Source organism: Umezakia ovalisporum Ak1311 (genome assembly GCF_029891685.1).
Lineage (GTDB): Bacteria > Cyanobacteriota > Cyanobacteriia > Cyanobacteriales > Nostocaceae > Umezakia > Umezakia ovalisporum.
This window is the reverse complement of the sequence record NZ_JANQDJ010000049.1, coordinates 44,437-58,380: the sequence shown is the minus strand read 5'-3', so window position 1 is coordinate 58,380 and position 13,944 is coordinate 44,437. Positions and strand designations below refer to the sequence as shown.

General features: G+C 41.9%; 15 protein-coding genes. 7 read left to right on the top strand and 8 right to left on the bottom strand.

Translation table 11 applies throughout. From position 1 onward, the window contains the following. Positions 1-14: 14 nt before the first annotated feature. Positions 15-470, top strand: coding sequence for a divergent PAP2 family protein (locus NWP25_RS09235; protein WP_280652544.1), 456 nt, complete (start codon positions 15-17; stop codon positions 468-470). Between the two features lie 138 nt (positions 471-608). Here the strand turns inward: NWP25_RS09235 and NWP25_RS09230 are convergent, their stop codons facing one another. The 5 genes from NWP25_RS09230 to NWP25_RS09210 all read right to left on the bottom strand — a co-directional run bounded on the left by NWP25_RS09230 (position 609) and on the right by NWP25_RS09210 (position 4,315). Beyond that, positions 609-1,268: a hypothetical protein gene (locus tag NWP25_RS09230; RefSeq protein ID WP_280652543.1), complete on the bottom strand. Its 660-nt coding sequence runs from the start codon at positions 1,266-1,268 to the stop codon at positions 609-611. 126 nt (positions 1,269-1,394) lie between these two features. Next, positions 1,395-1,724 carry an MgPME-cyclase complex family protein gene (locus NWP25_RS09225; protein ID WP_280652542.1) on the bottom strand — a complete coding sequence of 110 codons (330 nt, stop codon included), beginning with the start codon at positions 1,722-1,724 and terminating at the stop codon, positions 1,395-1,397. Positions 1,725-1,803: 79 nt separating this feature from the next. Beyond that, positions 1,804-2,586 (bottom strand): ester cyclase, encoded by a 783-nt coding sequence (locus NWP25_RS09220; RefSeq protein WP_280656700.1) that lies wholly within the window; start codon positions 2,584-2,586, stop codon positions 1,804-1,806. A gap of 105 nt (positions 2,587-2,691) precedes the next feature. Then, positions 2,692-3,411 (bottom strand): pyridoxine 5'-phosphate synthase, encoded by a 720-nt coding sequence (locus tag NWP25_RS09215; protein WP_280652540.1) that lies wholly within the window; start codon positions 3,409-3,411, stop codon positions 2,692-2,694. 121 nt (positions 3,412-3,532) lie between these two features. Beyond that, complete coding sequence (locus NWP25_RS09210) at positions 3,533-4,315, bottom strand: ABC transporter permease (protein WP_280652539.1); 783 nt, start codon at positions 4,313-4,315, stop codon at positions 3,533-3,535. A gap of 115 nt (positions 4,316-4,430) precedes the next feature. On the opposite strand from NWP25_RS09210, the gene NWP25_RS09205 reads away from it, so the two are divergent. The 6 genes from NWP25_RS09205 (at position 4,431) to NWP25_RS09180 (ending at position 9,775) form a co-directional block, all read left to right on the top strand. Continuing rightward, positions 4,431-4,613, top strand: a complete 183-nt coding sequence (locus NWP25_RS09205) for an RNA-binding S4 domain-containing protein (RefSeq protein ID WP_280652538.1) — start codon at positions 4,431-4,433, stop codon at positions 4,611-4,613. A 672-nt stretch (positions 4,614-5,285) separates the two neighbouring features. Further along, on the top strand, positions 5,286-5,786 hold the full coding sequence (locus tag NWP25_RS09200; protein WP_280652537.1) for a DUF2231 domain-containing protein: 501 nt from the start codon (positions 5,286-5,288) through the stop codon (positions 5,784-5,786). Continuing rightward, positions 5,783-6,388: a DUF2231 domain-containing protein gene (locus NWP25_RS09195; RefSeq protein ID WP_280652536.1), complete on the top strand. Its 606-nt coding sequence runs from the start codon at positions 5,783-5,785 to the stop codon at positions 6,386-6,388. Before NWP25_RS09200 ends, NWP25_RS09195 begins: the two co-directional genes overlap by 4 nt. A 57-nt stretch (positions 6,389-6,445) precedes the next feature. Then, a complete protein-coding gene (locus tag NWP25_RS09190; protein WP_280652535.1) occupies positions 6,446-7,393 on the top strand; it encodes a cytochrome c oxidase subunit II in 948 nt (315 codons plus the stop codon). Positions 7,394-7,428: 35 nt separating this feature from the next. Beyond that, positions 7,429-9,090: a cytochrome c oxidase subunit I gene (gene ctaD / locus NWP25_RS09185; RefSeq protein WP_280652534.1), complete on the top strand. Its 1,662-nt coding sequence runs from the start codon at positions 7,429-7,431 to the stop codon at positions 9,088-9,090. A 70-nt stretch (positions 9,091-9,160) separates the two neighbouring features. Beyond that, on the top strand, positions 9,161-9,775 hold the full coding sequence (locus NWP25_RS09180; protein ID WP_280652533.1) for a cytochrome c oxidase subunit 3: 615 nt from the start codon (positions 9,161-9,163) through the stop codon (positions 9,773-9,775). Between the two features lie 115 nt (positions 9,776-9,890). Here the strand turns inward: NWP25_RS09180 and NWP25_RS09175 are convergent, their stop codons facing one another. From NWP25_RS09175 to NWP25_RS09165, 3 genes are read right to left on the bottom strand one after another with little or no spacing between them, the layout of a single operon-like run. Beyond that, the gene (locus tag NWP25_RS09175) at positions 9,891-10,934 is read right to left on the bottom strand and encodes a glycoside hydrolase family protein (RefSeq protein WP_280699250.1); all 1,044 of its coding nucleotides are present in this window, start codon (positions 10,932-10,934) and stop codon (positions 9,891-9,893) included. Further along, positions 10,931-12,085: an FAD-dependent oxidoreductase gene (locus NWP25_RS09170; RefSeq protein ID WP_280699248.1), complete on the bottom strand. Its 1,155-nt coding sequence runs from the start codon at positions 12,083-12,085 to the stop codon at positions 10,931-10,933. The genes NWP25_RS09175 and NWP25_RS09170 overlap by 4 nt, the downstream gene beginning before the upstream one ends. A gap of 30 nt (positions 12,086-12,115) precedes the next feature. After that, on the bottom strand, positions 12,116-13,402 hold the full coding sequence (locus NWP25_RS09165; protein WP_280699245.1) for an FAD-dependent oxidoreductase: 1,287 nt from the start codon (positions 13,400-13,402) through the stop codon (positions 12,116-12,118). Positions 13,403-13,944 lie beyond the last annotated feature (542 nt).

The window sequence follows — 13,944 nt, the reverse complement described above, 5'->3', positions numbered from 1 at the left end:
CGAACCAAAATACCATGCAGGACATAGGAAATATTTTAGATAACCGCGTGCTGCTGGTTGCTCTGGTAGCTTGTTTAGTTGCTCAAGTACTGAAGCTGGTAGTTGAGGTGGTCAAACATCGCAAACTGAATGTACGTGTTTTAGTCACAACTGGAGGTATGCCTAGTGCCCATTCAGCTTTTGTTACAGCTCTAGCAGCTGGGGTAGGGCAAAGCCTTGGTTGGTCATCTCCTGAGTTTGCTTTAGCTACGGTTTTTGCCATTATTGTCATGTATGATGCAGCCGGAGTCCGTCAAGCTGCTGGCAAGCAAGCTCGGATTCTCAATCAAATGATTGATGAACTGTTCCACGAAAAACCAGACTTTAGCCAAGACCGTCTCAAAGAATTACTAGGGCATACACCGGTGCAAGTCATAGTTGGGTCGGTTTTGGGGATAACCATTTATTGGTTAGCTCGATTTGCTTATTAGTTTATCAGACAATTAGCTTCTGATTTTAATGTTTCATGATAAAACCAGACACTTTGCCCTGTTAGCAGTTGGCATCGCCCTGTTGTGTAACGACGAGTCTGTGAATGTAGAATGCTTACGCCTTTGGGCCTAGCAGTGTCACAAACGCACAGATGAGCGCAGTAACATGACTTTACTTCCATCTACTATGACGGCAAAAAAACCGCGTTGGTTGAGTTTTTCCAGTGTGCGGTATGCTTCTCGTTGGTTGCTAGTGTAAGCTGCTAGCAAATAAGGGCGTTGTCCGTAGGAAGCAAAGCCTATGTTACCACCCATCACTTCTTGTACACTATTTGCCAGTTGCGGTTGGTTGAAATAATCTACCAATACAGCATAACCATCTCCTAATACTTGGGGATTAAAGCTGATTGTCTGAGTTTGAGTTCGTGGTGCTTGTGTGATACCTGCTACTGTCGGTGTTGTAGTAATGATGGCAGATAAACCAACAATATTATTTACATATCTTGCCCAACGATTAGCATCCTCCATTTTTTTAAACCCGCCGATGCGCGTCACTGTATCAGTAAGATATTGGCAAGTTGTAGCTTGAATTTCACTGGGTAATACACTACGTAGCTGTTTCTGACTATTTGCTGTGGGACTAACTACTAGCAAAAGATACTCCCCAGGGCGGGGTGGTTGACAAATAGGAACATTTTGTTGGGCAATGACAGAAGTCATGCTACCTATCAAGCCTGTTGCTGCAATTGCTAATGTATTGAATAAAGTATTAAGTTGGTGCACAAAGCTGTAACGCATAAACCAGATTCTCTACCAAAATTTCCAAAATATTTTTTGTTTAGCTAATTTTAGGGCAGGTTTTTTAGCTGCCCCATGTTGTTCTCGCTGGCGAAGGTAAGGGGGACGTGGCCGGGAACCAATGGACTAAGACAGGGCAGCGAGGGATGCCAAAGGATTTGAAATTGTCTCAGAAGGAGCCTGAAATTCTCCTGTAATCACATACTCTAACCGCAGTTTCAGCCAGGTAATAAATTGGGAATTGGTAGAAATAATGGCGGCGGCTGGTTTAGGACACTTAGCTTTGATGTCTGCCATTTGAGGTGATTCTAAGAACGCTGGCTGCTTGATTAACCAAAAATCAATTTCTTTTTCTTGCTCATGGTAATAACGAGTGCGTTCTTTTAGCACTTCTGCCATTGGTTCTTCTTCTATCAGGAACTTTTGACTTGCCAAAACGTAATAGTATGTTTGCATTTTTTTACCTTTGCTTGCTATCTCATAGTTCAGGGTACAGTATCTAGCACTGTACCCCTAAAAAATAATTGAACCGGAATTACTTCTTCAAAGCACTAAAGGGACAAGTACTGGTTTTTCCTTGAGCAGTGGTTGATTTTTTTTTCCCATGCCAGAAGTGTTGCAAAAAACTCCAAAAATTTGTTTGTTTGTGCTGTTGTTCAGCAGTTTCTTGTGGTCCACTTGCTGTTAGCTTCTCTAAGAACTTGGTGTTGTCATAATAGTGTTCCAAGGACAAGATTTTCAAGTCATCGGTAACCCGGGCAATGCTCATACCGATAACTTCTATTGTCTCTCCTGTGGGTGCATAGTCTTTGTATGTGCCCTGAAAATGTCCCCAATGCCGCCATTTAAATGCAATGGTGGGTGGAGCTGAGAATACTTCTAGCACTTCCCAGAGAAATCCTTCGGGAAATGCTGTATGAAAGAGGTTTGTGGATGTTTCAAAGTTTTCTTCAGCAGCTTTGTAATGTTGTGTATTACCGATTAAGAGTTTGTAAGTCCCCGACTCTACCACATCTGATACTGTATAGCTAGGTCCTCCATTGGTACTCATGGAGAACTGGTCATGGACAACGGATATCCACTGCTGGGGGTTAGTTTTGAAGTTAGCTTCTACATCGAAGGTTCTCACCAAGTTTTGAACTATCGCTTCTAGTGAACCTTGGGGATGATTACGTGTACTTTCTTTGGCCAGATTTTCGTTGGAACGGCTATAGTCAGGAAACTTGCCATAGCGCCATTGGATATCAGTACTCTGTTCTAGTACTTTATCTCTGTGCTGTACCCAAAGCGGCAGATTGTTCGACTTTGTTGAGGTCATAGAAGTTTTTGCTGAAAATTTAACTCCAAATTGCTGGATTTCGCAGTTACAACCCCTCTAGTTTGGAAATCTTAAGACCCTATGCATCGCTGCAATGACTGATAACTACAATCCCTGTATAGCTTGTTTCATTTCGCGGACTGCTCTTTCTATTCCTACTAATGCTGCTCGACTGATAATAGTATGACCAATATTCAGTTCTTCCATTCCTGGTAGTGCAGCTACGGGATAAACGTTCCAGTAGGTAAGTCCATGACCAGCATTGACCCGCAATCCGCTTTGAATTGCTTGCTCACATCCTTGAGCCAATATAGCTAATTCTTGCTGGCGACTTTTTTCATCTTTAGCCTCAGCGTATTGACCGGTGTGGAGTTCAACAAATTGCGCTTTTACCTTGACAGATGCTTCAATTTGTGATGGCTCTGCATCGATAAATAAACTGACTGGAATACCGACGCTTTGCAATTTATCCACTATCTCACCTATTCTAGCAATTTGCCCGACGATATCTAATCCGCCTTCTGTGGTGACTTCTTCCCGCTTTTCGGGGACTAGAGTTACGTAATCAGGTTTAATATCTAGAGCGATACCCAGCATTTCATCGGTGGCAACCATTTCTAAATTGAGGTGTGTTCGCACCGTCTGGCGTAGCAGTCGCACATCTCTATCTTGGATATGTCGGCGATCTTCTCGCAGATGGACGGTAATACCGTCTGCACCCCCTAATTCTGCTAGTACTGCCGCCGCTACGGGGTCTGGTTCCACTGTCCGCCGGGCTTGGCGGATGGTGGCGATATGGTCAATGTTAACGCCAAGTGTAGGCACCCTTGTATCTCCCTCTTCATATTCCCTAAGTCCTGATTTTACCGAAAAAATGGGTTTACAGCCCGGTGTTTCTGGGACGGCTTTGATGTTATGGTGTTTTGTGTAGAAGTTTTCCGTAATCCTAACTCGAAGCACTAGTATAAAAGCGCAAAGCAAATCGCCAAAATCCACTGGAAACCCAAAATAACACCACTGCTAACACTCCTGCACCTATTAACCAGTTGATTTGACCCCGACCTAGCATCACTTCTGCTGGTATAGTTGTCAAAAATGCTACTGGTACTACAAAAGTAAAGAAAAAGCGGTAAGCGGTGGGATAAGCTACCATAGGGTATCTGCCAGCTTCTAGTAAACCCCGTAAAACTTCAGTAGCATTGTATATTTTGACAAACCAAATACTAGTTGCTCCCAACATAAACCATAAACTATAAAGGATTGCCAAACCGAATAACAATGGCACTGCACTCAGAAGATAATTGCTGATTCCCAAACCCAGGCTTTTACCTGCATAGCCAATGATAATACTGCCAAAAATTAAATCTGGTAGTCCCCAAGGTGATAGGGTATGTGTAGAAAGCCAAAACTGACTGCGGATAGGTTTTAGGAGCACAAAATCTAATGTACCTTCCTGGACATGGCGGACAATGCGATTTAAGTTTGGGGCGAGAAGGGTGGCGGCAAAGCCTTGTAGCAAGGTAAAAATTCCCAGAACCAGTAATGCTGCTTCCCATGACCAACCAGTAAAGGTGTAGCCAGTACGGTAAAACAAGAATAATCCAAACAGACTACCTGCAAGACTACCCAAACTGCTGAGGGCAGCTATCAAAAAGTTGAGGCGATACTCCATCTCAGCGGCGATAGCAGTACTCCAAAATAGCCTTAGCACTTGCCAATATCTTTTCATATTGCACCCTTAACCCAATATTTTGAAGCATAGCGAATCACCGACAGTCTTAGCCACAGGATGAAGTATTCAACGTAAAATAGAATTATTGTGCAAGATAAATTACCTAGATTAGATGATTAAACTAGACCAGTTTTTAAAGTTTATGGGGGTAGCCTCAACAGGAGGACAAGCTAAATTGATAATTATTGATGGTGGTGTAAAAGTAAATGGCGTAGTTGAAACTCGACGGGGAAGAAAATTAGTGGTAGGCGACAAAGTAACAGTATATGGGCAAACTTTTGAGGTTAATCTATAATTTATCTTCTCAGTTCACAAAATATGTCTTTAACACTTTTTCTCCACAAGGCTTTTAGACAAGCTATATGGCAGTGCTGATAAGTTAAGAACATAAAGATCCCTAACTTCTTGAATCAGTGGGGGTTCTTAGCTTTTTGGTTTTGGCAAATCAAATAGAATTGGTACATTTAATTTCTGAAGATGACTAATAGTTAGTAATTTAAATCACAAATTAATAATTCCTAAATGTTACATATTTACATTTAAATATTTTAATCTATGCAATATATTTTAAATAGCAAAAGAATTTACATTATCAAAATATTGATTTGAAAAATATAAGCAGTTTAAAAAAAAATCTGATAATTTTGACAATTACTAAAAAAATCTTTAAGCTAAAGTATAGGTTGCACAAAGAAAAGAGAACACATCTGTTTTGTTAGATAAATTAAAAATTGTTGTTGTAAATTATCGGCATGAACAAATGAATTGACGTTAATCATTAATGATTGATAGTAATTGCATTTCGTTAGACTAAAACTAGAGACTTAGAACTGCTTTGTCTTGACAAAAACCGGATTTCGCCCGCATATCTGAACAAACTCCGGTCAGTTGCAACTAACTAATGTAGTGGTGTGCGGGCTGTGAATATTAACTATTCAGGAGAAATAGATATGTCCAGGAGAACACAATGCTTGAGAATCTGATATCTTTGAATGACCATAATCTGCCTTATCCAGATACGATGCACCCCATCGTTGTCCACTTTATAATTGCGATGGTTTTGTTTGCATTCTTCTGCGATATAATAGGCTACTTTACTGGTAGAACTCATCTATTTGAGGTGAGTTGGTGGAATATGTGTGTAGCGACCATTGCTATCTTCGTTGCTATTATTTTTGGGCAATTTGAAGCAGGTCTAGCACAACCTTACGACCTAGCTAAATCAGTATTGAATGTACATACATTGATTGGTTGGTCACTGTCTGGAATTATCGTATCAATTACAGCTTGGCGCTATGTAATTCGTATCCGCAACCCTTACAAATTGCCGTTTCATTATATGTTAACTGGGTTGTTATTGACTGTTATTGTTGGCGTGCAAGTATATCTCGGAGATCAACTGGTTTGGGTATATGGACTGCACACGGTACCAGTGGTTGAAGCAGTGAAGGAAGGTATCTTGCCATGAACTCTGAACTCATTGATCAGTTAAGGGCACAATTGGGCGCAAATGGATTACCTTACTCTATTCCCATACATCCCAACTTAGTTCATTTGACTTTGGGTCTGTTCATCATTGGTATTACTTTTGATATTGTGGGTATGCTGTTGCCGTTGCAAAAACGAGTCTTGAAGTTTTTGGCGATTCCGGCACAACCTGCCAACTTCTTTGATGTGGGCTGGTACAATATGCTAGGCTCTACCGTCGTTACTATCTTCACTGTAGCGGCAGGCTTTTATGAAATGCTGCTGGCAACACCCCCAGCTGATGTCAAGAGTGCCTGGGGAATGCAGGCTATGGAAACTATGCTTTGGCATGGGGTTGGTGGGGTATTATTATTCGGGTTGATTGTGGGTCTGACCATGTGGAGAGGATGGCAGCGTTTTGTTTGGAGTAAGTACCCAGATCAACAAGTGCAGTGGGGTTATCTCGCCACGGGTATGGCAGTGATTTTGCTTATGTACTTCCACGGTACATTAGGAGCGCAAATGGCAGCTGAATTTGGCATACATAATACTGCCGATAGCTTACTGCGATTGGGCGAAGACCTTAACACAATGCTGAAGTAACCAATGTTGGTCATTTTTTACTAATGACTGATGACTAACAAATAAAGACTAAGAATTATGAACGTGCGGAAGATTTTCAATATTTTCAGAGTGTTTGTGGGTGCAACCATTGTGGCTGTGATTAGTCTCTGGATAGGACAGCAGGCTTATGGGTGGCTTCCCCCTCAAGCAGCAGCAGAATCTCAGCTAATCGATAATTTAATTAGCTTCTTAGTGACCCTCGGTGGGTTCATTTTCTTGGGCGTAACCGGCACTCTGATGTATTCCATTATTTTCCATCGAGCAGAAGAAGGGGACTTGACAGATGGCCCACACATTGAAGGTAATGTCACCTTAGAAATTGTTTGGACAGCCATCCCCATTATGTTAGTGCTGTGGATTGCTGGCTATAGCTACCAAGTCTACGAGCAAATGGGAATTCAAGGGCCGATGGAAATCGTGCATTTCCATAATCCTATAGGCATGGAATCGGCTTATGCAGCAGCAAAAGAAGAACCGCCTGAGGCTGAAGCCTCAGCCGTAGAAAAAATTGATGTAGTGGCTCAACAATGGGCGTGGATCTTTCATTACCCTGAAAAAAATATTACCAGTACGGAACTGCATTTACCAAGCGATCGCCGGGTACGTTTGGCACTAACATCGCAAGATGTGCTGCACGGCTTCTATATTCCTGCATTTCGCCTCAAGCAGGATATTGTACCCAACCACATCATTCACTTTGAATTTACTCCCATGCGGGTAGGACAGTATAGGCTCACTGATTCCCAATATAGCGGTACATACTTCGCGACGATGCAGGCCAATGTCGTCGTTGAATCTTTACAAGATTACCATCAATGGCTGTCTCGAGTTGCGACCCAAAAGCCAACCCCGGCGAACAATCAAGCAGCTTCTGAGTATGCCCAAGCAACCAGTCAGTCAGTCAAAACTGGTTGGACTACGGTAGCGCCGGCGGCATCTCCCCTAGTGAATTATGCTGGGGGAAGCAATTTTCCTAATGACTAATGACTAATGATTAATGATTAAAAGGAAACTTACCGATGACAAATATCCCTCTTGTAGGCATCAGGGACACTAGTGAACAACCTGGTGACTGGAAGAAATACTTTAGCTTCAGCACCGACCATAAGGTTATAGGTATTCAGTACCTTGTCACCTCATTCATCTTCTTTCTGGTAGGCGGTATCTTCGCCATGGTGATTAGGGGAGAACTAATTACACCCCCATCTGACTTAATTGACCGCACCGTTTATAACGGAATGTTCACGATGCACGGCACTGTCATGCTGTTTTTGTGGACATTTCCCTCCCTAGTGGGTTTTGCTAACTATTTAGTACCTCTGATGATTGGGGCGCGAGATATGGCATTTCCCAGACTCAACGCCGTTGCCTTTTGGATGGTACCGATAGTTGGGATTCTCCTCATGGCCAGTTTCTTTGTCCCTGGAGGTCCGGCCCAAGCTGGTTGGTGGGCTTACCCGCCAGTCAGTCTGCAAAACCCCACAGGTCACTTAATCAATGGTCAAGTGCTTTGGTTAGTGGCAGTAGCTGTATCCGGGGTATCCTCAATTATGGGGGCAGTGAACTTTGTTACCACAATTGTCAAAATGCGCGCTCCTGGTATGGGATTTTTTCGGATGCCCTTATTTGTTTGGGCAGTATTTAGCGCTCAGATTATCCAATTGTTTGGATTACCTGCACTGACAGCAGGTGCGGTCATGCTGCTGCTAGACCTGACGGCTGGTACTGCCTTTTTCAACCCCAGCCACGGAGGTAATCCAGTTCTGTTTCAGCACTACTTCTGGTTTTACTCCCACCCGGCAGTTTACGTGATCATTCTGCCTATTTTTGGTATTTTCTCAGAAATTTTCCCGGTCTATGCCCGCAAACCACTATTTGGCTACAAAGTAGTTGCGATTTCCTCTATGTTAATTGCTGTAGTCAGTGGTATAGTTTGGGTACACCACATGTACGTTAGTGGTACACCTGCCTGGATGCGGCTAATATTCATGCTCACAACCATGTTTGTTTCTGTGCCCACAGGCATTAAAGTATTTGCTTGGGTAGCGACCATTTGGGGCGGGAAACTACGACTAGATACACCGATGCTGTTTTCCCTGGGTGCTTTAGTGATGTTTGTCTTTGCAGGTATAACGGGAATTATGCTTTCCTCCGTACCTGTAGATGTACACGTCAATAATACTTACTTTGTAGTTGGTCATTTTCACTATGTTCTCTTTGGCACAGTGACGATGGGTTTATATGCTGCCATCTACCACTGGTTTCCCAAAATGACGGGGAGAATGTACTACGAAGGCTGGGGTAAATTACACTTTTGGTTAACATTCATTGGCACTAACCTGAACTTTTGGCCGATGCACCCATTGGGACTCCAAGGAATGTTACGCCGAGTTTCTTCCTACCCGCCAGAGTACGAATTTTGGAACATAATTGCTAGCTTAGGCGGATTTCTGCTGGGAATGTCCACTTTACCGTTTATCTTCAATATCATAGCTTCCTGGATGCAGGGGGAAAAAGCACTGGATAATCCCTGGCGTGCCATAGGCTTAGAGTGGATGGTTTCTTCTCCCCCGCCGGTAGAAAATTTTGAAGAAATTCCCATCATCATCTCCGCACCCTACGGCTACGGCAAATCAGAACCTTTAACAGCCAACAACCCTGCATTCAAAAACGCAGACTAACCTTTCCCTCGGGGCACTTTTGGGCTTTCCTTGGCGTTTTTCTGGGTTTAAAAAAGGAGAATTCTCATCAATGGACAGTTCCATCAACTCAAAGGAGTTGCAATTGCCAAAGTATCACACAGGGGTTGAACACGAACACGACGAAGAAGGTAACAAAATGTTTGGCTTCGTAGTCTTCCTTCTGTCCGAAAGTGTGATCTTCCTCAGTTTCTTTGCTGGATATATCGTCTACAAAACCACAACTCCTAACTGGCTACCAGCCGGAGTTTCCGGACTAGAAATCAAAGAACCTGCAATCAACACAGTTATTCTTGTTTCCAGTAGCTTTGTGATTTACCTAGCAGAACGCGCGTTGCAAAACCACAATTTAAATGGGTTTCGCTTTTATCTCGGCGCAACAATGGGAATGGGTAGCTACTTTTTAGTGGGACAAGCTATTGAATGGAGTAACTTGGAATTTGGCTTTACCTCCGGGGTATTCGGTGGTATGTTCTACCTGCTAACTGGTTTTCACGGTTTGCACGTTCTCACTGGTATTATATTGCAGTTGATTATCTTTGTCCGTTCTTTTATTCCAGACAACTACGAATCAGGTCACTATGGCGTAAATGCCACTTCTTTGTTTTGGCACTTCGTAGATGTAATTTGGATTGTTTTGTTTATCCTCATTTATTTGTGGCAATAGGGCTTGGAGTAGACATCTTCGCCCAAAAATGTAGAGACGTTCTATGGAACGTTTCTACAACAGTGATGAGAATGAACGCCAAGTTAAATATCAAAAAACTTAAATATCAAAAAACTTATTCACCCCAGCGATACCACTGACGAAAATTGGCTCCAGCGCTCACAGCCAAACCAATTTGATGCTGTAATGATAGTTCGTCGTGACCGCCTTCGTTAGCACCGATGTAATACATCCGGAAACTACCATCATCCATTGGTACCACACAAGGGGTACCCACTGCTCGTGCATCCCAATAACCAGAACCTTTTTCAGCATGACTAAATATGGGGACATCTGTATCTTTTTGCCAGTGAATACCATCATCAGAAATGGCTAAACCAATAGAGTGGTAACCACTGTTATTAACACCTTCATAAAACATTAAGTATTGTTTGTTGATTTTCAAGACATGGCGAGTGCCAATACCTCTCTCATCAAAACTTCCAGATTCCCCCGGACTTAAAATCTGACCCACTTTTTCCCAATGCAAACCGTCAGTTGATACTGCTAGACCAACTAAAAAACCTTTTTCTGGGTTTAAGGTGTGGTAGTATAATTTCCAACTTTGACCATCACGCAAGACTTGGGGCCAGGCACAAAACAGGGCATCAAATTCGCCTGCTTGACCGACATCGAGAATTGCCCCTTGGTAAGCACCTTCTAACCGTACCCAATTTATACCATCACGGGAAATAGCGCAGCCGGGGCGCATCTTTAACCCCTTGGCTGAAAATTTGCCAATATCAACAATTGTGTGGTTACCGCCAAAGTACCACATCCAATAAAGATTATCGTCAAAGTTAACATTACTAACACCAACATGGGCTGAATCAAAGCGATGAGCGTCTGGGTGAGGCTCTAATACAGATCCCATTGTCAGTGGGCCTTTGAGCCGTTGCCAATTCACACCGTCAGGAGAAATGGCCAAGCCACAGCGACCAGTAGGTAAATTAATTTGCTGATCAAAAGAAGCATCCCGACCGTAGTACCACATCTTCCAGGTACCATCAGGACAGTGCATTACCTGTGGTGCAGAAACCCGCTCGGAGTCCCACCAGCCTTCTGTTCCTGGTGCTAAAATTAGACCGGGTTGATTCATTTGTGTTAATTGATTACTCATGAAGTTAGAAGATAACTATAGAGCCACTGTTCAAACTTAGCATCACTCACTTGTGCTTGCCGCATCATTTTTCCTAAATAGATTTCGCTATCAGCTTTATAGGCATCCTTGGCCCCCACTGCATTACGAACCTGTATAATGTGGGTGCGGGGTTTACGACTATTTTCATAATTAGCTAAGGCTGCGTTAATATCGGCCCCGTTGCGAAGGTATTGGGCAAGTTCCCAAGCATCTTCAAAGGCTGTATTGGCTCCTTGTCCTAGTAATGGCACCATTGGATGAGCAGCATCTCCTAAGAGTGTGACTCTGCCTTGACTCCAGTTTTTTAGGGGGGGTCTGTGACATATGGGGCGCTCCACAATGTCTTGAGGATTTGTTGCTGCCAATATTTCTTGTACTGGTTCTGCCCAACCAGTAAAGTTTTCTTGGATACGAGATTTTACATCAGCAGGACTTTGAGCAATAGATCCATGGGGACATAGAGAAGCTGCACTCCAAAATACATATCCACTACCTAGGTCAAAGAAGCCAAATATTTTGCCATCGGATGCTGTGATAGACATAACTTGATGAGGAAGTAGTTTTTCGTGGCTGTATTTGAGAACAGCTCGCCAAGACATACGACCGGCATAAGTGGGATCTCCGTCACCAATTAATGTTTGTCTAACTGCGGAGTTTAATCCATCGGCACCAATTAATAAATCTGCCTGCACGGTTTTTCCACCTTCAAAGCATACTTCCACCTGTTGCTGATTTTGCTGAAAGCCAATGCACCTATGGTCAAGGTGAATGATATCAGGTGGAAGTTGAGCCGCGAGGATTTCTTGGAGACGTGACCAGCGAATTTGTAACATTGGTTGTTTGTATTTTTCCAAGAGTGTTACCGATTTCTCCCCAATTAACTCGCCGTTACTTTTATACAGTTTCAGCTTGTGAGTTTCGCTACCTTCTGCTTTTAATAAGTCAGTGATACCAGGTGTAATTGCCTCTAGACTATGCAAACCGTTGGGCACAAGACTTAAAGCAGCACCCACTGGGCGCAAAAGACGGGCTTTTTCGTAGACATGGGCATTGATACCTTGTTTACGGAGTGCCTGAGCCACGGATAAACCACCAAGTCCCGCACCAATAATTGCTACTTTGTTAACCATGGGTTAAGTATTATTCTGTAATATAGCTAGTCATTTATCGTTGGATTTTTTCACTTTGGATATCCAGGGTTGATATAAATTCAAAATTTCTGAGTAGGGAACTGAGGTTTCAAATATCAGGTCGATTAGTGAAGGTGGAAAAAACTGTGGTAAAAATCGGTGCATAGTTTTGGCAATATGTTCTCTCAAAATAAACTCAATAAATAATTTGGTTGATTTGGGAAAAGCATAATCTCCTAATTCCACTAAGGCGTAACCATCTGGTTGACGGCGGGTAGTAAATTGTGGCAGAGTCTCAGCTAAATTGTCAGCATATTCGTTTAAAATCTGATTAAAAACTGCTACATCTTCCAATGCTGCATTACAACCTTGACCAATGGAAGATGAGACTGCATGGGCTGCGTCTCCCATAATTATTACGCTATCATCTAGATGATAATGGTTACAGCGAACGGTTAAAATTTTAGCAGTTGGTCTTTCGAGAAAAGCTTTGGCTGCTTCTAATGTCATCATCTGACCAATTTCTGGAAAGTTTTGTTGAAAAAATTGCATTACTTCTTGTGCGCTAGACAGATTAACTATTTGATTTTTTTGATGGGGAAAATTGATTGCACCACTCATTGTCCCATCGGCTTGATGCAGTGCTACCATCAGTGTGCCGTCTTCTAATCTCCAAGTGTGAATATTATCTGATTTGAGGCAAGAACTTGAGTTTTTGGTATTTTCTAAAAAAATTGATTTGTAATCAGTAGGGTAATACTTTTGCTCGCAGTAAAAATCTTCCGCACCCAGGAAACCTTCTCTGACGACGGAATTTGCTCCATCTGTGCCAACTAACAAATCATAATTAACAGTGAAATCATCTTTTGCCCCAATATTTTTAAATTTGACAATTTTAGCTGCAAAATCTACAGAAGTACATTCAGAATCAAAGTGAATTTTTAGACGACTTTCATCGTACTTTTGCGTTAATTGTTTTAACAGTACAATTACTAAATTAGTACGGTCAAGAGTAACCAGGGGTTTTTTCCTGGGTGTGAATCTGGACTTACGATTTTTTTGGTGAAAAAGCGTTCCTGTCATCTCTACACTTACTGCTTTGACTGCTGCTTCTAAACCCTCAATTTGTGTCAAAACACTCATTCCCCTTGGGTTTAGAGAGATGGGAAAGGTGCGGGATTTTGAGAAGGAGACAATGCGAGGATCGCTGCGACGTTCGTAAATGTTGATATTGTATTTGTTATCACGACGTAAAAGATACTCGGCTAGCAGAATTCCGCTGGGTCCAGCACCGATAATTGCTACTTTTTTGACCATGCTTCTAGGTCTTACGCATTGATAGAGGAAGAAAAATACTTAATGGTGGAACTTGAATATTAAATTCCTATAAAAAAGTTTTTCATGAATCTTGAGGAGGATTTAGTAATAAGTGTAAAATGTCATAGGAAAGTGTCACAAATCTTATGGTTGCTCTGTATTTAATTTAACTAAATTATTAGTATTCATTACTTGCATTGCAAAAAAAATTGACCATTAAAGCAGTATAAATGTTTTAACTCCAGGGTTATTAATCCCAATATTTTGATTAAAGACAATTTCTTGATTTTGAATATTAAACCATAATTTTTATAAAAAAGAGGGATATTTAAAGTTAGTCATAAAATATATATGTATAATATTTCCCTTACTCATCTTTGGTAGTTATGTATCAAATAAACAGCCCTTGGTATTGCTGTTCATAAGTGATTTTTTCTCTGGTGATAAATCTGGGTTAATAGTTACGCAACGCTAACTATCACAATTCAGATTAAATTGCTGTAAAATGCGATATTGTGAAATTTGCATTATCAGTTTATTTT